Genomic DNA, 21,051 nt, shown 5'->3' on the forward strand with positions numbered 1-21,051 from the left:
CGGACCCAAGGACCCCCGCCGCGTGCGGGGTTTTTTTCGGGTCTGCGCGGCGCGGAACGAACGACCGCCGTGTCGCGTAGCGAAAACGAAGAGGGCTCCTTGCGGAGCCCTCTTGCTTGTCCGGCGCCGTACGTCGCATGGCGCCCGGCAGTCCTCAGTTCTTCGGCGGATCGAAGCCGCGCAGCGGGTCCTCTTCCTGCTGCGGTTCCTCGCTCGGCGTCGGAAGGCCGGGCTCCGTGGCCGAGCCGCCTTCGGTGCCGCCGGGCATCATCAGCCGCCGCATCACCTCTTCGTCGCTCAGTTGCTCGGCCTTGACGATGTTGTCCGACACCAGGCCCGGGAAAGCGATGATGGTCGCAACCATGACGACCTGGATGATGATGAAGGCGATCGAGCCCTTGTAGATCTGCGGCGTGCTCACGGCCGGGATCAGCTTGCCGGTGATGCGGTCCACGTAGTCCGACTTCGGCGCGACGCTGCGCAGGTAGAACAGCGCGAAGCCGAACGGCGGCGTCAGGAAGGACGTCTGCAGGTTCATCGCGATGATCACGCCGAACCAGATCAGGTCGATGTCCATCTTGGCCGCGACCGGCGCCAGCATCGGGATCACGATGAATGCGATCTCGAAGAAGTCGATGAACATGCCGAGCACGAACACCAGCAGGTTCACGACGATCAGGAAGCCGATCTGGCCACCGGGCAGCTTCTCGAACAGGTGCTCGACCCAGATATGGCCGTCGGCGGCATTGAAGGTGAAGCTGAAAACGGTGGAGCCGATCAGGATGAACATCACGAAGCACGAAAGCTTGGCGGTGTTGTCCAACGCCTGCTTCATCGTCGCGAAGCTGAGCTTGCGGCGAGAGGACGCCATGATGAGGGCGCCGAGCGCCCCCATTGCACCGCCTTCGGTCGGCGTTGCGATGCCGAGGAAGATCGTGCCGAGCACCAGGAAGATCAGCACCAGCGGCGGGATCAGCACGAAGGTCACCTGCTGCGCCAGGCGTGACAGCAGGTGCAGCTTCAGCGCCTTGTTCAACAGTGCGAGGCCGAGCGCGAGGAAGGATGCGACCGTCATCGACATGATCAGCACTTCGTCGCCAGGGGCCGCATTGGGCCGCTCCAGCAGCGCCTGCATGACCGGATCGTGCACGCGCGACCAGGCGAAGCCGGCAACGCCGCAGAGCACGAGCAGCACCAGCAGCGAAACGTGGCCGCTGCTGCCGTTCGATTCGCGGTAGATGCGCGCCTCGATCGGCAGTGCCGGCACCCACGCGGGCCTGAAGATCGCGACCAGGATCACGAACACCAGGTACAGGCCCACCAGCAGCAGTCCGGGCACCAGCGCGCCGGCGTACATGTCGCCGACCGAGCGGCCCAACTGGTCGGCCATCACGATCAGCACCAGCGACGGCGGCAGGGCCTGCGCCAGCGTACCCGACGCGGTGATGGTGCCCGTCGCGATGGTGCGGTTGTAGCCGTAGCGCAGCATGATGGGCAGCGAGATCAGGCCCATCGAGATCACGGCGGCCGCCACCACGCCGGTGGTCGCTGCCAGCAGCGCGCCGACCAGGATCACTGCGATGGCGAGGCCGCCGCGCACCGGGCCGAACACCTGGCCGATGGTCTCGAGCAGGTCCTCGGCCATGCCGCTGCGTTCGAGGATGATCCCCATGAAGGTGAAGAAGGGAATGGCCAGCAGCGTGTCGTTCTGCATGATGCCGATGACCCGCAGCGGCAGGGCCTGGAACAGGTTGGAGCCGAACAGGCCGAGCTCCATGCCGATGAAGCCGAACAGCAGGCCGGTGGCGGCCAGACCGAACGCTACCGGGATGCCCGACAGCAGGATGATGAGCAGCCCGACGAAGAGAACGGGAACGAAGTTTTGCGTCAGGAGTTCGATCATTGCTTGGCGCTCGTCTGTTTCAGTGTGGCTTCGCGGGCCATCTCTTCGGCCAGTTGCTCGGCCTCGGACTTTTCTTCGACGTGGCTGAAGGGTTCAGCGGTGGTGCCGTTCAGGAAGGCGATGCGCTTGATCAACTCCGACACGGCCTGCAGCAGCAGCAGTGCGAAGCCGGCCGGCATCAGGAAATACACCGGCCAGCGGATCAGTCCGCCAGCGTTCTGCGACATCTCCCCGCTGGCGTAGGCGTTGTGAAACACCGGCCAGGAGAGATTGATCATCAGCAGGCAGAACGGGAGCACGACCGCGAGGATGCCGATCGTGTCGATGATGGCGTTGGCGCGCTTGGACAAGCGCGCCGAGATGAAGTCGATGCGGACGTGTGCGTTGCGCAAGAACACATACCCGGCGCCGAGCATGAACACGCCGGCGAAGAGATACCACTGGATCTCCAGCAGCGAGTTCGAGCTGGTGTCGAAAATCTTGCGCACGATCGCATTGCCGGCGCTGATGAGCACAGAGCCCAGCACCAGCCACATGATCAACTTGCCGATGTGCTCGTTGATCCAGTCGATCGCGCTCGACAGTTTGAGAAGAGCAGACACGTTTTCTCCGGTCGGGTTCGTTCGAAGGAATTGCGCAACGGTACGGTCAGCTTGCAAAAAGCTGAACGGCCATTCTAGGAAGCCCCCGCTGTGCGCTTTCGCGTGTTTCCCCTAGCGGGTTCCCTCGTCGAAGCCTGCGCTCGATGTCGCTGGCTTTTCGACGCCCGGCGGACTGTAAGTAAGAGCGGCTGAAATGCGGCTGAACGAAGGCCGGGACCTAGGGAAAGTCCGAGCCCCTTTTTGAAGGGAGGGGCGTCTCGAGGGTCGGCAGGGCGCATGGCGCACCCTGCTGCCGGAATCAGCCCTGGCCGGTGGCGGCTCGATAGAGCTTGGTACTGCGTGCGCCGGAGCGGCAGAACGCAAGAACGGGCTTCGGCAGGGTGTGCAGCAACTCGGCGAAGCGGGCGATTTCCTCAGGCGTTTGCACGGCCGGGCTCACTGGCAGGTAGGCATAAGCGAGGCCGGCGGCCTGGGCTGCAACCTCGATCTCAGCGCTCGTGGGTTGGTCCGGTCCGCCTTCGTGGTCGGGACGGTTGTTGATGACGCTCCTGAAGCCGGCCTCGGCGGCCTGCTTCATGGCAGCGGCATCGAGTTGCGGCGCGACGCACACGTCGGCTGCGACTTGCTGGATCGGAAGGCTCATTGGAAGTCCTCGTTCATTGCGCTTTCTGGCTCAGCGCCTGCTTCACGGCTGCGGAGACTTGGCCCATCTCGGCCTTGCCCGCCAGGCGGGCCTTTGCGGCGCCCATGACCTTGCCCATGTCGCCCGGCCCGGCGGCGCCCGTCTCGGCCACGATGCGCGCGACTTCGGCAGCAATCTCGTCGGCGCCGAGCCGCTGTGGCAAATAGCCTTCGAGCACCTTGATCTCGGCGGCCTCCTTGTCGGCGAGGTCGGTGCGGCCGGCTTGGGTGTAGGCCGCCAGCGAGTCCTTGCGCTGCTTGATCAGCTTGTCGACGATGCCGATGACGGCCGCATCGTCGAGTTCGACGCGCTCGTCCACCTCTTTTTGCTTCATTGCGGCCATCAGCATGCGAATGGTCGACAGGCGGTCGGCGTCCTTCGCGCGCATGGCGCTCTTCATGTCTTCGGTGATCTGTTCTTTGAGGCTCATGATGGCGATTGTGACCCACCTGCTACGGTCGTCGGCCCCCCGGGAAGGGAAGCGGCACCACCCGGTGGAACCGATGGTGCGTACGGGCAGCGGGCAGGCGCTGCTTGGCAGGTGGCTATGGTAGCGCCCGCCAGCGTGCAAGCCGGAAACAACAAAGCCCGCGTGGGCGTCCCCAGGCGGGCTTTGATCCAGCGTGCGCCGAAGCTCAGTAGAGCTTCTTGGGCAGCTGCATGCTGCGCACGCGCTTGTAGTGGCGCTTGACGGCGGCGGCCTTCTTGCGCTTGCGCTCGGCGGTCGGCTTTTCGTAGAACTCGCGCGCCCGCAGCTCGGTCAGCAGGCCCAGCTTTTCGATGGTGCGCTTGAAGCGGCGCAGGGCCACGTCGAACGGCTCGTTTTCTTTGACGCGAATGGTAGTCATTGAGAGATCGGATCCTTCGGATTCAAGGCAGTCTTGGGGCCGATGTTCGTCCGGCTCGCCCAGGTGTACGGGCTGGGCACAAGATGCCAATTGCTAGCAAAGACCGCGATTATAGACAGGAAATCGCGCACCTGCAAAACGCGCTAGGCCACCGCGGCGTCGCGTGCGGCCGCCATCTGCCGTGCGCAGGCGGCGGCGCTGGCCCAGGCCCACTGGAAGTTGTAACCGCCCAGCCAGCCCGTCACATCGACCACCTCGCCGATGAAGTGCAGCCCGGGCACCCGGGTGCTCTCCAGGCTTTGCGAGCTCAGCTCCCGAGTGTCGACGCCGCCGGCGGTGACCTCGGCCTTGCGATGGCCCTCGGTGCCGGACGGCAGCAGCTCCCAGCGCTGCAGCCGCTGGGCCAGCGTGTCGAGTTCCTTGTCCTTGGCCTCGGCGACCGCGCGCACGGCCAGTTCGGGGGTCGCCGCCAGCCAGGCGTCAGCCAAGCGGGCCGGCAGCAGTTCGGCGAGCTGGTTGCCGAGCTGCTTGCGCGAGCGGGCCTTGGCGGCGCGCAGCGCTTCCGACAGCTCGGCGCGCGGCGACAGGTTGACGCGGATCGGCTGGCCCGGCGCCCAATAGCTGGAAATCTGCAGCACGGCGGGCCCGCTCAAACCGCGGTGCGTGAACAGCAGGTCCTCCACGAAGGCGCCGCGCTGCTTGCCGTGCCCGGTCTCGATGCCCACCTCCACCGAAACGCCGGCCAGCGCCGAGAAGGGCGCCCAGGCGGCGGCGTCGAAGGTCAGGGGGACCAGGGCCGGGCGCGTCTCGACGATGCCATGGCCGAACTGGCGTGCCAGCCGGTAGCCGAAGTCGGTGGCGCCGATCTTGGGAATCGACAGCCCGCCGGTCGCGATCACGACCCGCGGGGCGGCCACGGTGCCCGCCGCGGTATCGACCTCGAAGCCGTGCTCTACCCGGCGCACAGCCGCCACCGCGCATGGTTGCCAGCGCGTCACACGCCCCTGTTCGCACTCGCGCAGCAGCATCGAGACGATGTCGTCGCTCGACTCGTCGCAGAACAGCTGCCCCTTGTGCTTTTCATGGAAGCCGATGCGGTGGCGCTGCACCAGCGCGATGAAGTCCTGCGGGGTGTAGCGCGCCAGGGCCGAGCGGCAGAAGTGGGGGTTGCGCGACAGGAAGTTGCCGGGACCGGCGTCGCGGTTGGTGAAGTTGCAGCGGCCGCCGCCGGAGATGCGGATCTTCTCGGCGACTTTCTCGGCATGGTCGAGCAGCAACACCTTCAAGCCCAGCTGCCCCGCCATCCCGGCGCAGAACAGGCCGGCCGCGCCGGCCCCGATGATGACGACGTCGAACCGGTGCATGGACCGCGATTATCCGGCCCCGCGCCGGTGCCCCGTCATCCCTTCCAGGTGAACGGGAAGAGGAACTGCCTCCAGAAGCCGTTGGGCACGTAGTCGCCCACCACGCCGTACTGGTTCGGCCATTTGCGGTCGGCGGTCACCGCAGTGCCGAACAGGTAGTCGAGGAAGGCGAAGTGCGCCGCGTAGTTCTTGTCGATCGCCTCGTCGTCCTGCGAATGGTGCCAGTGGTGGAAGTTGGGCGTGACGATGACGTAGCGCAACGGCCCCAGGCGCACGCTGACGTTGGCGTGGTTGAACACCGCCTGGAAACCGACGATCACGATGTAGGTGTCGATCACTTCCTTCGAGAAACCGAGCACGAAGATCGGCGCCAGCACCAGCGTGCGCGTCAGCAGCAACTCGAGGATGTGCTGCCGCGAGCCCGCCATCCAGTCCATGCTCTTGACGCTGTGGTGCACCGCGTGCAGGCGCCACAGCAGCGGCACTTCGTGGTACGCCCGGTGCGTCCAGTACTGGACCAGGTCGGCCACGAGAACGATGGCGAACAGTGCGATGGGGAAGGGCAGGTCGCGCACCCAGGCCTGCACGCCGTCCTTGACGGCCCAGCCGAACAGCTTGTGCACCAGCAGGTTGGTCGCCAGCAGCACGAAGCCGACCACCATGTGGTTGACGATGAAGTGGTGGAAATCGGTCTGCCATTCGGGCCGGAACACCGGCTGCTCGCGCCGCAGCGGGAACAGCTTTTCGATGAAGACGAAAATCAGCGTCGAGCCGAGCAGGTCGAGGATGAACCAGTCGAGGCCGATGTAGGGCGTGTTGTCCGGGAAATCGTTGACCGGCACCTTGTGCCCCCCGAGCACCAGCGTCAGCGCGATCAGCGTGAAGGCCGAGAATGACAGCCAGCGCACACGGCCGAAGACGATGTTGAACAACGCGATCGAGCCGGCGATCACCATCGCCCAATACATCACCAGACGCATCGCGTCGACGTCGTACGACTTGCGCAGCTGCGGCGTCGTCAGGTACTCGGGGAAGTGGAAGGCGAGCACGCCGAGCAGGCAGAGTATCGCGAGCGTCAAGGCGATCACGCCGGAGGTCATGCCGGTGCCGCGGCGCAATGTGCCGTGCGATTCGGTGAGCTGGTTGAGTTTGTCTAGCATTCGTGTTCCCTCCAGGGATGCGCCGCGGTGCGCGGCCCCTTGCGCCGCGCGGAATTATCCGGGGCGCCGCGGCAGCTTGGGTGGGTGCTCCCTAGAATGAGGGGCTGCGCGGCGGCGGTGACCGCCGCGCCGTCTCCTGCACACCACCCATGTCCATGCCTGCCAGCGAGCCAACGGCTCGCGACGTGCCGTCCTTGCCTGCTGCGCGCTGGGCGACGCGCACGCACTTCTTCTGCAGCGGTTTCCTGTTCGCGACCTGGGGCGTGCACATCCCCACCGTCAAGGCGCACTACGAGATCGGCGAGGGGGCGCTGGGGCTGGCGCTGCTGGCCGCCGGCATTGGCGCGCTGCTCGGGCTGTCGCGCGCCGGCACGCTGGTCGGCCGCTTCGGCGCCAAGGGCGTCGCACTGGTTTGCGGGGTGGCGTCGGCCGCGATGCTGGGCCTGCTGCTCATCCTGCCCGGTTACGCCGGGCTGCTGGCGGCGCTGGCGGTCTTCGGCGGCGCAAGCAGCATCTTCGACGTCGCGATCAACGCCGAGGCGTCCGAACTGGAGCGCCGGCAGGCACGGCCCATCATGAGCCACTTCCACGCGATGTTCAGCCTCGGCGGCATGGCCGGGGCAGCCATCGGCAGCCTGCTGCTCGGCTGGCAGGTCGACGCGATGAGCCACCTCGTCGGTGTGGCCGTTGCAGGCGCCCTGGCGATCGGCGCCGCCTGCCTGCAGATGCTGCCGCCCGAGCAGGCGGGCGAGGACGCCGGCTTCAGCCTGCCGCGCGGCGCCTTGCTGCTGCTGGGCGTGCTCGCCGCGCTCGGCTTGATTTCCGAGGGCGCGATGTACGACTGGAGCGTGCTGTACCTGCAGAACGAGCTCGGCAGCCCGCAGGACCAAGCGGCGCTGGCCTATGCCAGCTTCTCCGGCGCGATGGCGCTGGCGCGCTTTGCCGGCGACTGGGTGCGTTCGCGCACCAGTCCCGCCACCTTGATGCGCGCGAGTGCCGCACTGTCGGCTGCGGCGATGGCACTGGTGCTGCTGGTCGGGCACCCGGGGGTCGCGCTGGTCGGCTTTGCGTTCGTCGGTGTCGGTCTGGGCAACGTGGTGCCGGTGCTGTTCAGTGCGGCCGCGCATGTGCCGGGCACCAGTCCGGCGCACGGTATTGCAGCCGTCTCGTCGGTCGGGTACCTCGGCTTCATGGCGGGGCCGCCGCTGATCGGGGTGCTCGCGCAGGGCTCGTCGTTGACGGCGGCGCTGTTCGTCGTCGTGCTGTTCACGGCCGTGCTGGCCGGGTTGTCGAGGCGCGCGCTGCCCCGGTAGCGCCGCAGGAAAGCAGAGTCGCTCGTGGCTTGGGATGTCTGGTTGGCATACTTCTTCGCATCGTGGGCGATGGCCCTGTCGCCCGGGTCAGGGGCGGTGCTGTCGATGAGCCATGGGCTGTCGTACGGCGTGCGTCCGACGACGGTCACCATCCTGGGTCTGCAGCTCGGGCTGCTGTTCACGCTGGTGATTGCGGGCGCGGGCCTGGGAGCGCTGCTGCTCGCTTCAGAAACGGCATTCACCCTGGTCAAGGTGGCCGGTGCGTTGTATCTGCTGTGGCTCGGTGTGCAGCAATGGCGCTCGAAAGATGCCGCCGCGGGTGCAGTGCAGGTCGCACCGATGTCGGCCCGGAGGCGCTTCCTGACCGGCACGTTGACCAACGCGACCAATCCGAAAGGCATCGTCTTCATGGTTGCCGTGTTGCCGCAGTTCATCGACCCTGCGCGCCCGTTGCTGCTGCAGTTGTTGATCCTGGGCGTCACCAGCTGCGCGGTCGATCTGGTCGTCATGCACGGCTACGCCTTGCTCGCAGCGCGCATGCAGCAACTGCTGCGCGGCGCCGGCGCAGCGCGGTGGCAGAACCGCATCTTCGGCGGCCTGCTGATGGCGATGGGCGCAGCGCTGTTTTTCGTCAGGCGGCAGCCGCACTGAGCGCCGGTGCCGACAGCGGCAGCGCCTGCAAGCCGCGCAGCACATCGCCGACGATGATGATCGCCGGGCTGCCGATGCCTTCGCGTGCGAGCATGGTCTGCAGTTGCCCGAGCTCGGTGACGACGTGGCGCAGCTGCGGCAGGCTCGCATGCTGCACCACCGCCAACGGCGTTTCGGCCGGCAGGCCCTGCAGCAGCCCCGATTCGATCTGCCCGGCCTGCGCCACCCCCATGTAGACGACCAGCGTGTAGCCCTGTGCGGCCGTGCGCGCGAGTTGCGGCCAGTCCAGCGGTGCCTCGCCGGCCTTCGCGTGGCCGGTGACGAAGATCACGCCGTGCGCATGGTCGCGATGGGTCAACGGCACGCCGAGCCCGGTAACGGCAGCCAGGCCGGACGTGATGCCGTTGATCACGTCGACCTCGACGCCCGCCGCACGCAGATGCTCGGCCTCCTCGCCGCCGCGGCCGAAGACGAAGGGGTCGCCGCCTTTCAGGCGCACGACCCGCTCGCCTTTCAGCGCTTCGGTGGCCATCAGCCGTTCGATGAAGGCCTGCGGGGTGCTCTTGCAGCCGCCGCGCTTGCCGACATGGACGATGCGGGCGCTGCGGCGCGCATAACGCAGCACGCCCTCGCCGACCAGATCGTCGACGAGCAGCACGGTGGCGGCGCGAATGGCCTTGACGGCCTTGATGGTCAGCAGATCCGGGTCGCCGGGGCCGGCACCGACGAGGGCGACGCGGGGGATCGTGGCGGGTTCAGGCAGTGCGTTCATGTGGGGTGGAAGTGGCGGCTGGCAGACGCGCGAGCGCTTGCAAGAGGCATTCCACCTGCTGCAGCAGCGCTGCCGGGGCCGGCTTTTCCCCGCTGGCCACCGCCTGGATGTAGAGGGCGGTGGTTGCCGCATCGCATTCCCGCGGCAGGATCGGCATCTCGGTCAGCACGCCTTCGCGCGCCGCTACGCTGAGTGCCGGTTGCGCAACGCCGTCGAGGAACAGCTCCATCTTCGGCGTGCGCCGCGGGTCGGCCACCGGCTCGCCTTCGGTGCCCCGCATCAGCAGCGCATTGGCCCGAGTGCGCTGCAGGAAGTCCGTCAACGTGCGGCCGTACTCCGGGTGGGTGTAGTTGACGACGCGCAAGGCCGTGCCGGGCGGGCAGGGGTCGAGCAGCTTGGCCACCGTGTGCCCCGGGTTGCGCAGGCCGATGACCCAGCGCGCGTCCAGCAACCGTGCCAGCGGCGGACAGAGGTGTTCGGTGCGGATGAACACCGGCTCGCGCCGGCGCCAGGCGTGCTCGATGCCGGCCGCGTCCTGCGCCACGGGCAACCCCAGGTCGTGGAAGATCTCGGCCGTGGTGACGCGTCCCGGGTCCTTCGCCATGCCGTGCACCAAAACGGGGACGCCCTCCTGGGCCAGCAACTGCGCCAGCAGCGGGGTCAGGTTCGGCAACTTGCGGGCGCCGTTGTACGACGGCAGCACCAGCATGGGGCGTTCGCAGGCGATGGGCAGGCAGCGCTCGGAGGTGGCGGCAAGGAAACCGTCCAGTTCGTCGAGCGACTCGCCCTTGATCCGCATCGCGATGGCGAAGGCGCCGATCTCGAGGTCGGTGACTTCGCCGTCGAGCACCTGTGTCATCAGGTCGTAGGCCTGGTCACGGTCGAGGGCGCGTGCGCCGTCCTTGCCGCGGCCGATCTCCTTGATGTACTTGGCGATGCTCATCGGGACGGGCCCTGCGCAGGACGGGATGCCGGGCAGCGGCGTGACGGGCGGGGCAGCGCGTGGTTCATGTCTCTCCTTGGACCGCTGGGGCCGGTGCTTGTTCGCGGGCAATCCGCAATTCTCACGCCAGCCGTGACGGACCGTTTCCGCTGCGCCCCGCAGCCCCTGCTGACTTCATGCAGCAGCGAGCTGCACCCGCACCAGCCGCTTCAACTCGGGCAGGCACGAGCCGCAGTTGGTGCCGCACTTCAGCTGCTCCTGCAACTGCGCCAGCCGCGCATCGGCGCTGCCACTGCATCGCGCCAGCGTTGTGGTGATCTGGGTTTCGCGCACGTTGAAGCAGGTGCACACCTGCCGGCTTGCGGCTTGCACCGCAACGGGCGGTTTCGCTCCAGGCACGAGCAGCAGGCGCCCATAGGACTGCGCGGGCAGGCTGTCCTGAAGGAGTGTCTTGATCCAGCTCTCGGCCCGGATGTCGCCGGCCAGCACGAAGGCTTCGAGCGTGGCTTCTCGGTTGCCGCTCGGCACCAGCCGCATCGCACGGCGCTGCCCTTTGCGTGCGTCCGCATAACGCAGGGCGTCGGTGCCGGTGAGGCCGAGCACGCCTTCGATGCGGGCAAGCACATCGGGCGACGGCGCTTCGTGCGCGGCCGCGCGGAACAGCACGCCGGTCACGCCGCGCTCGCTCGGTTCGCGGCCGAACGGCACGCACGTCGCGAACGGGAACTGCCGCATCATTGAGCGCAACTGCTCGCGGGCGTGCAAGGCCCGGTCCTGCGGCAGCCAGGCGGCGCCGAGCACGCTCCATGGCAGCTCCGCCTTCAGGATCTTGACCGCTGCGTGCTTCAACTCCGGCTGCTTCGATGTCGGGCAGAACGCGGGCGTCGTCAGCGCATTGACGCCGTAGACGCGCTCGCCGGTGCTGGTGCAGCCGGACAGATACTCCTCGCCCCAGTGCATCGCGATGAAGGCCTGCGCAGACGCGACCTGCTGACTCGCCTGCGCCGGCAGCAGCAATGCGGCGCGGCGCGACGTCACATAGACGAGGTCGCCATCCTTCAGCCCGAGGCGCACCATGTCCTGTGCGTTCATCTCGACCGCGGGTTCGGGCACATGGCCGAACAACCGGCCCAGCGTGCCGGTGCGGCTCATGCCATGCCAATGGTCGCGCAGGCGGCCGGTGGTCAGGCTGAACGGGTAGCGGGCCTCGCGCGGTTCGGCCACCGGTGTGTAGGCGACGTTGGCGAAACGCGCACGGCCGTCGGGCGTCGGAAAGCGCCCATCTTCATAAAGCCGAGCCTTGCCCGCGGTTGCGCCCTGAGGCAGCGGCCATTGTTGCGGCGCACGTTCCAGCATGGCGTAGCTCATGCCGGTGATGTCGAGATCACGCCCGCGCGTGCTCTCGCGGTGTTCGTTCCAGATCTCTTCCGGGGTGGCGTAAGGGAACAGCGTCGCCTGGCCGTTCAGCCGCCCCGGCAGGCGGGATTCGAGCCGCCGCGCGAAGCCGACCACGGCCTGCCAGTCGTGCCGCGCCTGCACCGGCGGCGGGACCGCGGGGCGCACGCGCGAAATGCGGCGTTCGCTGTTGGTAACGGTCCCGTCCTTCTCGCCCCACGTCGTTGCTGGCAGCAGCAGGTCGGCGTAGGCGCAGGTCGCGGTGGTCGAAAAGGCTTCCTGGACCACGACGAACTCGGCGCGCTGCAGGGCACGGCGCACGGTCGGTTGGTCGGGCAGCGACTGCGCCGGGTTGGTGCATGAAATCCACAACGCCTTGATCTCGCCGCGCGCGGCCGCGTCGAACATCTCGATCGCGGTCTTGCCGGGCGTGGCCGGCACGTCAGCCACCCCCCACAGCCGTGCCACTTCGGCGCGGTGCTCGGGGTTGGCCATGTCGCGGTGGGCACTGAGCAGGTTGGCGAGCCCGCCCACCTCGCGCCCGCCCATGGCATTGGGCTGGCCGGTCAGCGAAAAAGGGCCCGCGCCCGGCTTGCCGATCTGGCCGGTGGCAAGGTGCAGGTTCACGAGTGCCGCATTCTTCGCGGTGCCGCTGCTGCTCTGGTTCAGCCCCTGGCAGTACAGCGACAGCGTGGATTTCGAGGACCCGAACCATTGCGCAGCCTGCACCAGGGCCGCCTCGTCGATGCCGCAGATGCGGGCGGCCTCTTTGGGCGTGTAGTCGCGCACGGTGGACTTCAAGGCGTCGAAGCCGGTGGTGTGCGCGGCGATGTAGGCGGGGTCGATGTGTCCGTCCCACATCAGCAGGTGCAGCATGCCGTGGAACAGCGCGACATCGGTACCGGGCAGCAGTGGCAGGTACAGGTCGGCGACGTCGGCCGTCTCGGTGCGGCGCGGGTCGGCCACGATCAGCTTGAGCTTCGGATTGGCGCGCCTGGCGTCCTCGATGCGGCGGAACAGGATGGGATGCGCATAGGCCGTGTTGGACCCGACGATGAAGATCACCTCGGCATGCTCCACGTCGTCGTAGCAGTTCGGCGGCGCATCCGCTCCCAGCGTCTGCTTGTAGCCGGCCACTGCGCTGCTCATGCACAGCCGCGAGTTGGTGTCGACGTTGTTGGTGCCGATCAGGCCCTTCGCGAGTTTGTTGAAGACGTAATAGTCCTCGGTCAGCAACTGACCCGAAATATAAAAACCCACGGCATCAGGGCCATGGCGCTGCACGATGTCCGCGAAGCGGTCAGCCGCTTCGTCGAGCGCCGTGTCCCAGCCGACGGTCTGCGGCGCTGCGCCGCGCTCAGCGCGTCGTTGCGGCTGCAGCAACCGCGCCTGCAGGGAGACGGGTGCCGCTGCTGTGAGATGCAGCGTGCTGCCCTTGGTGCACAGCCGACCGAAGTTCGCCGGGTGGTCCGGATCGCCACGTACACCGGTGATCTGGTCGCCTTTCGATTCGATGATCACGCCGCAACCCACCCCGCAGTAGGAGCAGGTGGACTTCGTTTGCCGAACCAGTGTGGTGGTCATTCCGGCTCCCTGGGCGCTGGGGTTCATGCAGTGGCCTTGTTCCCGTCGAGTGCCAGCGAGTTCAACTCGTTTAGATCCAGGCAGACCTGACCGTCGTCGATCCTGATGCTGAACTTCTGCGTGCAACCCTCGTCGGGTGCCTGAGCGCAGCCGTCGTTCAAGCCGATGGTCCAGTTGTGCAACGGGCAGGCGACACTTTCGCCGAACACGATGCCCTGCGACAGCGGCCCGCCCTTGTGCGGGCAGCGGTCGAGCAGCGCGAAGACCTTGTCCTGGTCGTTGCGAAACACGGCAACGGCACAGCCGTCATGGCGTGCAATGCGGCGAGCGCCGAGCACCGGGATGTCTTCGACCCGGCAGACGGGTTTCCATTGGCTCATCAGGTTCTCCGTGGGGCGACGGTCTGCGGTGCTCCGCCTTACGCCGAAATTGGGTCGAACTGTCGTGCGTCGACGTGTGCCTTGTCGAACTCGAACCACGGATCGGGCTCCCCGTCGAGCGAGAACTGCAGCCGCTCCCACAGCGCCTTGCGGCCTTCGTGGTCTTCGAGGATCTTCCTTTTCACGTAGTCAAGGCCGACCCGGTTGACGTAGTGGACCGTGCGCTCCAGATACCAGCCTTCTTCGCGGTACAACTGCAAAAACGCGCCGCTGTACTCCAGCACTTCGGCGGCGGTCTTCAGCTTGCAGAAGAAGTGCGCCACTTCGGTCTTGATGCCGCCGTTGCCGGCGACATAGATCTCCCACCCGGAGTCGACGCCGATGACGCCGACGTCCTTGATGCCGGCCTCGGCGCAGTTGCGCGGGCAGCCGCTGACCGCCAGCTTGACCTTGTGTGGCGCATACATGCGCCACAGTGCGCGCTCCAGGTCCTTGCCCATTTGCGTGCTGTCCTGCGTGCCGAAGCGACACCATTCGCTGCCGACGCAGGTCTTCACCGTGCGCAGCGCCTTCGCATACGCGTGGCCGGACGGCATGCCGATGTCCTTCCACACATTGACCAGGTCTTCCTTTCTCACGCCCAGCAGGTCGATGCGCTGGCCGCCGGTCACCTTGACGGTGGGGATCCGGTACTTGTCGACCACGTCGGCGATGCGACGCAATTCGTCAGCGGTGGTCTCTCCGCCCCACATGCGCGGCACCACGGAGTAGGTGCCGTCCTTCTGGATGTTGGCGTGCGAGCGTTCGTTGATGAAGCGCGACTGCGGATCGTCCTGCGCCTGCTTCGGCCACGTGCTGATCAAGTAGTAGTTGACGGCCGGGCGGCAGCTCGAGCAGCCGTTCGGCGTGCGCCATTCCAGGAACCGATAGACGCTGTCGATGGTGAGCAGCTTGTGGTCGCGGACGGCGCGGCGCACGTCCTCGTGACTGTGGTCGGTGCAGCCGCACAGGGCCTTCTTCTTGGGCGTGGCGGAATAATCGCCGCCGGCGGTGAACATGATCAACTGCTCGACCAGCCCGGTGCACGAGCCGCACGAGGCACTGGCCTTGGTGTGCTTGCGCACCTCGTCGAGCGTGAACAGGCCCTTGTCCTTGATGGTCTTGCAGATGGTGCCCTTGGTGACGCCGTTGCAGCCGCACACCTCGTCGCTGTCGGCCATCGCGGCCGCCTTGTTGTGTCCTTCGTGCCCGGTGTCGCCGATGTTGGACTCGCCGAACATCAGCTTGTCGCGGATATCCGAGAGCTTGCGGCCTTCGCGCAGCAGCTTGAAGTACCAGGAGCCATCGACGGTGTCGCCATACAGGCAGGCGCCGACCAGTTGATCGTCCTTGATCACCAGCTTCTTGTAGACGCCGCCGTAGGGATCGCTCATCACGATTTCCTCGGTGCCTTCTCCGCCCATGAAGTTGCCGGCCGAGAACAGGTCGATGCCGGTGACCTTCAACTTGGTCGAAACCTGCGAGCCGGTATAGCGGCCGATGCCGAATTCGGCCAGGTGAGTTGCACAGACCTTGCCCTGCTCGAACAAGGGGGCCACGAGGCCATAGGCGACGCCACGGTGCGCCGCGCATTCGCCCACGGAGTACACGCGTGCGTCGGTGACGGTCTGCATGGTGTCGGTGACGACGATGCCCCGGTTGCAGTAGATGCCGATCTTTTCGGCGAGCTCGGTGTTCGGCCTGATGCCGGCGGCCATCACCACCAGGTCGGCCGGCACTTCCGTGCCGTCCTTGAACTGCACGGCCATCACGCGGCCGGCCTTGCCGCCGTCCTTGTCACCGACCAGTGCCTGCGTCTGCGCGCCGATCAGGAACTTCAGGCCGCGCTCCTCGAGCGATTTCTGCAGCAGTTTGCCGGCCACGTCGTCCAGCTGGCGCTCCATCAGCCAGGGGGCGATGTGCACCACGCTGACCTGCATGCCACGCAGCATCAGCCCGTTCGCCGCTTCGAGACCGAGCAGTCCGCCCCCGATCACGACCGCGTGCTTGTAAGTCTTTGCGGCCTCGATCATCGTGTTGGTGTCCTGGATGTCGCGGTACGCGATCACGCCGTCGAGGTCCTTGCCCGGCACCGGCAGCACAAACGGGTTGGAGCCGGTGGCCAGCAGCAGGCGGTCGTACCCGGCCATCGTGCCGTCTTCGGCCTTGACGATGCGGCGCTTGCGGTCGATGTCGACCACCTTCTTGCCCAGATGCAGCGTGATGCCGTGCTGCTCGTACCACTCGAGCGGGTTCAACACGATTTCTTCGAGCGTCTGCTCGCCGGCCAGTACCGGCGACAGCAGGATGCGGTTGTAGTTGGGGTGCGGCTCGGCACCGAAAACGGTGATGTCGTAGAGGTCAGGCGCGATCTTCAGCAGTTCCTCGAGCGTGCGCACACCGGCCATGCCGTTGCCCACCATCACAAGCTTCATCTTTTTCATACGCTGTACTCCGGGACTTGGGCCGCTCGTTCAAAGCAAGGCAGGTGCCAGCTTTGTGCACGCGCGGCACGCCATGCACCAGGTTGGAAAGTTCTTGCACAACGGCCGATTGAGTCGACAATGCCGCGCACACGAACCGTCGACGCGCGGGTGGCGCGAGATCCATGAGCTTTGATGTCGATATCGGCCGCTGCAGCGAGCGTGGACCGCGTGAAGAGAACGAGGATTTCTCCGGCGTGGTGCAGCCTGCGCACCAGGATGCGGCGCACGGCCTGATCGCTGCGGTGGCCGACGGCGTGTCGATGGGCGGGCGCGGCCGCGAGGCGGCGCAAACTGCGGTACTGAGCCTGGTGCGCGACTACTACGCAACACCGGAGACCTGGGACATCACCGTTGCGCTCGATCGCCTGATCAGCGCGCACAACGCATGGCTGGCCGACCACAACCGCAGACGCCAGGGTGCGGGCGCCGAAGGTGCTGCCGCGATGTGCACACTGACAGCCCTGGTGCTGCAGGGGCACAGCTACACCGTCGCGCACGTGGGCGACACGCGAGCCTGGCTGCTGCGCGACGGCGACTGCATCCAGCTCACGCAGGATCATTGCTTCGAGCAGCCCGACATGCGCAGCCGCCTGACGCGTGCGCTGGGCCTCGACGACGGTGTGCGGCTCGACTACGTGCAGGGCGAGCTGCAGCCCGGCGACAGCTTCGTGCTGACCAGTGACGGCGTGCATGGCGTGCTGAAACGACGTCGACTGGCCGCGCTGGCCGCCGAGGGCTCTGCCGACGCCGCGAGTGCCTCGCTGGTGCGCGAGGCGCTGGCCGCAGGGGGACGCGACAACGCGACCGCGGTCGTGATCCGCGTCCGCGGCCTCGCAGCCAGCCGGCTCGAGGACGCGTTGCTGCGCGGCCGCCAATTGCCCGCGCCGATGCGGCTGCGCGTGGGCGACGTGCTCGATGGCTACACCGTCACGGCCCTGGTCGACGACAACGGCGTGCACCGCTTGTACCAGGCGCGCGAGGCGGCCACCGGCGAACTGGTCGCACTCAAGACGCTGCACGAGGCCCGCGCGAGCGACCCCGAGGAGCGCGCCATGCTGGCGCACGAAGCCTGGCTGAGCCAACGCATCACCGAACGCGATTCGCGGGGCTTGGTCCGTGCGCGTGAGGTCGAGCACGCGAGCGCCTTCTATGCCGTGTTCGACTGGCACAGCGGGCACACGCTGGAGCATTGGCTGGGTCACGGCCGGCGCTTCGACATCGGCGACGTGGTCGAGGGCGCGCTCACGGTCTGCAAGGCCTTGGGGCGGTTGCACCGGCAGGGCGTGGTCCACCGCGACGTCAAGCCGGCCAACCTGCACCTGGGCGACGACGGGCAATGGCGCCTGCTGGACCTTGGCGTTGCGCTGTCGGGCCGCGAGCCCGCGACCCAGCGGCAGCTGCATGCCGGCACGCCGAGCTACATGAATCCCGAGCAATGGGGTGGTCCCGGCGATCGGGATCCTCGAGCGGCCGATGCGGGCAGCGACCTCTATGGCCTGGGCGTCACGCTCTACCGCTGGTTGACCGGTCACCTGCCGTACGGGGAGGTCGAACCGTATCAGCTGGCGCGCTTTCGCCGCGACCCGAAAGCACCGTCTCGACTGCGGCCCGACGTGCCGATCTGGCTCGATCACGTGGTCCTGAAGGCGGTGGCGCGTGACGAGGCGCAGCGCTTCGAGACGGCAGAGGAGTTCGCGCTGGCGCTCGAACGCGGTGCATCGCGCCCGCTCGCGGCGCCCGGCAGCACACCGCTGGCCACGCGCGATCCGGCCGCGCTGTGGATGATCGCGTTCGCGATCTCCGCATTGTTCAACCTGCTGCTGGTCGTGTGGCTGCTGTTCCTGCCGCGGTAGGGAACGAGAGCCGGACCAGCGGGGGCGCGTGTGCATCGCTGTCGTCCTCGCTGCCTCACTTCGGGGTTGCGCGCAGTTCGGCGCGTCCGAAATCTTGCGGTGCAGCAGCCGGCGTGGCGCGGGCCCGCCCGCCCTTTTCAGCCCAGGTGCGGGTCCAGCGGATCTGCACGATGCGCAGCATCAGCAGCATCAGCAGGGCCACCAGCGCAAACGAGACGAAGCCCCACAGATAGGTGCCGCTGTACTGCTTGGACAGACCCATCGCGTTGGGGATGAAGCCGCCGCCGAGCGCGCCGACCTCGCCGATCATCGAGCCGGCCACCGCGGTGGCGAGCGGCCAGCGCAACGGCACCAGCTGGAACAATGCTCCGTTGCCGGCACCCAGCGCCGCAAAGCACAGCATGAACAGCAGAGTGGTCACCACCACGGAGGTACCGGCCATGCCACACAACACCAGCGAGGCCGCCACCATCAGCAGCACGGCGGTCAGCGTGTGCACGCCCCCGATGCGATCGGAGATGTAGCCGCCGACGACGCGCACTGCCGACCCCATCAAGGTCGCGAGCATGGTCAGTTGCCCTGCCTCGATCTTGGTGACCTTGAACTGGTCATAGAAATACGTCGGCAGAAAGCTCGACAGCCCGATGAAGCCACCGAAGGTGACGACGTAGATGAGGCTGAAGGCCCAGCCGTCCTTCTCGAACAAGCAGGAAATGTGTTCTCGGAAGGTCTGGTGTTCGCGGTCGGGCGGCTCTTTGGCGCACAGCCACATCACGGCCATCGGCAGCAGCATCGTGAAGGCGGCAAGGCCGTAGACCGTCTGCCAGCCGTAGGCGGTCGCCAGCGGCGGTGCAAATAGCACGGCCAGCACGGTGCCCGAGTTGCCGGCGCCGGCCAGGCCCATCGCGAGACCCTTGTAGCGCGGCGGGAACCAGCCCGAGCCCAGCGACAGCGCAACCCCGAAGCTGGCGCCGGCGATGCCCAGCAGCACGCCCATCGCCAGCACGCCGTCGTAGCTGTCGACGAAGAAGTAGCCGTAGGCGAGCGCGACGACGATCAGGCCCATCTCGACCATCGCCGCGTTCTTGCGCCCGATGTACTGCGCCAGCACGCCGAGCGGGAAGCGCATCAGCGCTCCGGCGAGGATGGGCACTGACACCATGAACCCCTTCTGCGCCGGCGTCAGGTCGAAGCTCTCGCCGATGAAAGGGCCCATCGCTCCGTTGAGCACCCAGATCGCAAAGCAGAAGTCGAAATAGAGGAAGGACGCCAGCAGCGTGGGCCAGTGTCCGGATCTGAGGAAAGTCTTGAAGCCTGCCATGGAGACACGTGTTCGACCCGGGCGATCCGGGGAGGACGCACATGGCTGCGCACGACGTCGTACGCATGACCGGCGGTGCAGGTGGCACGGTCGGGGTGCAGCGTCACACCCGGCGGCTTTCAAAGCAACGTCCATGCCAAAACTTCCGGGCCGCGGGCGCGCGACGTGCTCTATGCTTGCGGCCTCGTGCCTGTCCGCGCCCCGTGATCCAGCCAGAAAGCCCCCTTCCCAGATGATCTCCGTTCTCGTCGCATCGGCCGATATCGCCGGCACATCGAGCCTCGCCGCCGACCTCACGTCGGTCGGCATTCACGTGCTTGGTGCGACCGATCGCCGCAATGTGGTGCGGGACGTCGTCCGGCATGCACCGGATGTGCTCGTCTGGTGGGACGACACCCTCGACGCCGCCGCGCTGCAGGCGCTCCAAGCTCTCGGTTCGACAGCCCCGTTGCCGGTCGTGGCATTCACCGCCGACCCGGACGTCGAGCGCATCGGCCGGGCCATCGAAGCCGGCGTGCACGCGCATGTCGTCAACGGCTATTCAGTGCAACGGTTGCGCTCGGTGCTGCACGTCGCGCAAGCGCGATTCAGGCACGAGCAGCGCTTGCGCAGTTCGCTGGAGGACGTGACCCACCGCTTCGAAGAGCGCAAGCTCGTCGACCGCGCCAAGGGCATCCTGATGCGTGCGACGCAGATGTCCGAGGACGAAGCCTTTCGCCTGCTGCGCAAGGTCTCGATGCGCGACAACCAGCGCGTCGGGCAGGTCTCGCGGCAGGTCATCGACGCGGCCCACTACGCGGAAGCCGTCAATCGCGCCGGGCAGTTGCGCATGCTGTCGCAGCGCATCGTCAAGCTGCAGGCGCTGCTGTGTGCCGGCGCTGAGCCGGCCGGTTCCGCTGCACTGCTGTCGCAATCGGTGGAGCGGGTCGATGCCAACCTGGTCCAGCTGGGGCGATCGCTGTCGAAACCGACCTTCGGTGACCTGCTCGATACCGTGCAGGGCGTGTGGGAGCCCCTGAAGGAAGGCCTGCGTGAGGGCAGCGATATCTCCCGCCTTGGCCGCCTCGACGAACTGGCCGACAACCTGCTGAGCGGTGCCGAGCAGCTGACCACGAGTCTCGAAGGCGCAGGATTGCTCAACACGTTGCACGTGATCAACGTATGCGGCCGCCAGCGCATGCTGTCGCAACGGCTTGCCAAGCAGGCTCTGCTGGGAGGGCTGCTGACCGGGGCCACAGGGCAGGCCGCGCAGGCGAGCGCCGCGGCGACGGTGCAGGAGTTCGAGCGCTCGCTCGCGTACCTGAACCAGGCACCGTTGAGTTCTGCCGACATCCGCCGCTCGCTGGAGCTGGCCGGCGTGGCATGGCAACAATTGCTCGGTGGTCTGCAGCGCGCCGACGAGGCCTCGGGAAGGCTGCTGCTGGCGCGTGCCAGCGAAGAGCTGCTCGATGCCTTCGAGCGTCTGACCGAGCGCTACGAACGCAGCATGCAGATGCTCACTGGCTGACGGGGGACGGTCGAATCGGACAAGCCGGCCGGCCGCGCCGGATGCTCGAAACCCGAACGTCCGCACGCTGTCCCGTCGGCCCCCCTGCTCGCGGGGGCGCTGCGGTGTGCGGTATGCCGCGAATCTGATGGCATCCGTGAAAATCGCCACGCAGGGCGAGTGGCTTGGGTGGACAATGACCTCGTCTTCGCCGTCACTGGCGGAGCCAGCCAAGACACGCACACCGGAGGCACCGAGTGCCCCCGGAA

Annotated in this window: 17 protein-coding genes; 4 read left to right on the forward strand and 13 right to left on the reverse strand. The window is 67.1% G+C overall.

Annotated elements, in window-relative coordinates:
- Positions 1-154: 154 nt before the first annotated feature.
- The 7 genes from M8A51_RS12135 to M8A51_RS12165 all read right to left on the reverse strand — a co-directional run bounded on the left by M8A51_RS12135 (position 155) and on the right by M8A51_RS12165 (position 6,559).
- A complete protein-coding gene (locus M8A51_RS12135) occupies positions 155-1,903 on the reverse strand; it encodes a TRAP transporter large permease (RefSeq protein WP_251778727.1) in 1,749 nt (582 codons plus the stop codon).
- Entirely contained in the window at positions 1,900-2,505 is a 606-nt protein-coding gene (locus M8A51_RS12140) for a TRAP transporter small permease subunit (protein WP_251778728.1), read from the reverse strand. Before M8A51_RS12140 ends, M8A51_RS12135 begins: the two co-directional genes overlap by 4 nt.
- A 298-nt stretch (positions 2,506-2,803) precedes the next feature.
- Positions 2,804-3,148 (reverse strand): TIGR01244 family sulfur transferase, encoded by a 345-nt coding sequence (locus tag M8A51_RS12145; RefSeq protein WP_251778729.1) that lies wholly within the window; start codon positions 3,146-3,148, stop codon positions 2,804-2,806.
- A gap of 13 nt (positions 3,149-3,161) precedes the next feature.
- Positions 3,162-3,617, reverse strand: a complete 456-nt coding sequence (locus tag M8A51_RS12150; protein ID WP_251778730.1) for a GatB/YqeY domain-containing protein — start codon at positions 3,615-3,617, stop codon at positions 3,162-3,164.
- Between the two features lie 205 nt (positions 3,618-3,822).
- Positions 3,823-4,035, reverse strand: a complete 213-nt coding sequence (rpsU, locus tag M8A51_RS12155; RefSeq protein ID WP_012346814.1) for a 30S ribosomal protein S21 — start codon at positions 4,033-4,035, stop codon at positions 3,823-3,825.
- Between the two features lie 143 nt (positions 4,036-4,178).
- On the reverse strand, positions 4,179-5,399 hold the full coding sequence (locus M8A51_RS12160) for a BaiN/RdsA family NAD(P)/FAD-dependent oxidoreductase (protein WP_251778731.1): 1,221 nt from the start codon (positions 5,397-5,399) through the stop codon (positions 4,179-4,181).
- Between the two features lie 35 nt (positions 5,400-5,434).
- Complete coding sequence (locus M8A51_RS12165) at positions 5,435-6,559, reverse strand: sterol desaturase family protein (RefSeq protein ID WP_251778732.1); 1,125 nt, start codon at positions 6,557-6,559, stop codon at positions 5,435-5,437.
- A gap of 149 nt (positions 6,560-6,708) precedes the next feature.
- Here M8A51_RS12165 and M8A51_RS12170 point away from each other — a divergent pair, with 149 nt between their 5' ends.
- Positions 6,709-7,872, forward strand: a complete 1,164-nt coding sequence (locus M8A51_RS12170; protein WP_251778733.1) for an MFS transporter — start codon at positions 6,709-6,711, stop codon at positions 7,870-7,872.
- A 24-nt stretch (positions 7,873-7,896) separates the two neighbouring features.
- Complete coding sequence (rhtB, locus tag M8A51_RS12175; RefSeq protein ID WP_251778734.1) at positions 7,897-8,523, forward strand: homoserine/homoserine lactone efflux protein; 627 nt, start codon at positions 7,897-7,899, stop codon at positions 8,521-8,523.
- Here the strand turns inward: rhtB and cobA are convergent.
- The 5 genes from cobA to nirB form a co-directional block, all read right to left on the reverse strand.
- A complete protein-coding gene (cobA, locus tag M8A51_RS12180) occupies positions 8,504-9,295 on the reverse strand; it encodes a uroporphyrinogen-III C-methyltransferase (protein WP_251778735.1) in 792 nt (263 codons plus the stop codon). The two genes, rhtB and cobA, sit on opposite strands and share 20 nt — an antisense overlap.
- Positions 9,279-10,238: a DNA-binding protein YbiB gene (gene ybiB / locus M8A51_RS12185; RefSeq protein WP_251778736.1), complete on the reverse strand. Its 960-nt coding sequence runs from the start codon at positions 10,236-10,238 to the stop codon at positions 9,279-9,281. The genes cobA and ybiB overlap by 17 nt, the downstream gene beginning before the upstream one ends.
- Before the next feature lie 174 nt (positions 10,239-10,412).
- On the reverse strand, positions 10,413-13,217 hold the full coding sequence (locus M8A51_RS12190) for a nitrate reductase (protein ID WP_251778737.1): 2,805 nt from the start codon (positions 13,215-13,217) through the stop codon (positions 10,413-10,415).
- A 23-nt stretch (positions 13,218-13,240) separates the two neighbouring features.
- Complete coding sequence (gene nirD / locus M8A51_RS12195) at positions 13,241-13,597, reverse strand: nitrite reductase small subunit NirD (protein ID WP_251778738.1); 357 nt, start codon at positions 13,595-13,597, stop codon at positions 13,241-13,243.
- A gap of 38 nt (positions 13,598-13,635) precedes the next feature.
- Positions 13,636-16,080 (reverse strand): nitrite reductase large subunit NirB, encoded by a 2,445-nt coding sequence (gene nirB, locus M8A51_RS12200; protein WP_251778739.1) that lies wholly within the window; start codon positions 16,078-16,080, stop codon positions 13,636-13,638.
- Between the two features lie 164 nt (positions 16,081-16,244).
- Here nirB and M8A51_RS12205 point away from each other — a divergent pair, with 164 nt between their 5' ends.
- Positions 16,245-17,975 (forward strand): bifunctional protein-serine/threonine kinase/phosphatase, encoded by a 1,731-nt coding sequence (locus M8A51_RS12205; protein WP_251778740.1) that lies wholly within the window; start codon positions 16,245-16,247, stop codon positions 17,973-17,975.
- A 55-nt stretch (positions 17,976-18,030) separates the two neighbouring features.
- Here the strand turns inward: M8A51_RS12205 and M8A51_RS12210 are convergent, their stop codons facing one another.
- Complete coding sequence (locus M8A51_RS12210) at positions 18,031-19,296, reverse strand: MFS transporter (protein WP_251778741.1); 1,266 nt, start codon at positions 19,294-19,296, stop codon at positions 18,031-18,033.
- A gap of 232 nt (positions 19,297-19,528) precedes the next feature.
- On the opposite strand from M8A51_RS12210, the gene M8A51_RS12215 reads away from it, so the two are divergent.
- Positions 19,529-20,803: a type IV pili methyl-accepting chemotaxis transducer N-terminal domain-containing protein gene (locus M8A51_RS12215; protein ID WP_251778742.1), complete on the forward strand. Its 1,275-nt coding sequence runs from the start codon at positions 19,529-19,531 to the stop codon at positions 20,801-20,803.
- The last annotated feature ends 248 nt before the right edge of the window (positions 20,804-21,051 follow it).

It is taken from the genome of Caldimonas mangrovi (assembly GCF_023721835.1).
In the GTDB taxonomy this organism is placed as follows: Bacteria; Pseudomonadota; Gammaproteobacteria; order Burkholderiales; family Burkholderiaceae_C; genus Caldimonas; species Caldimonas mangrovi.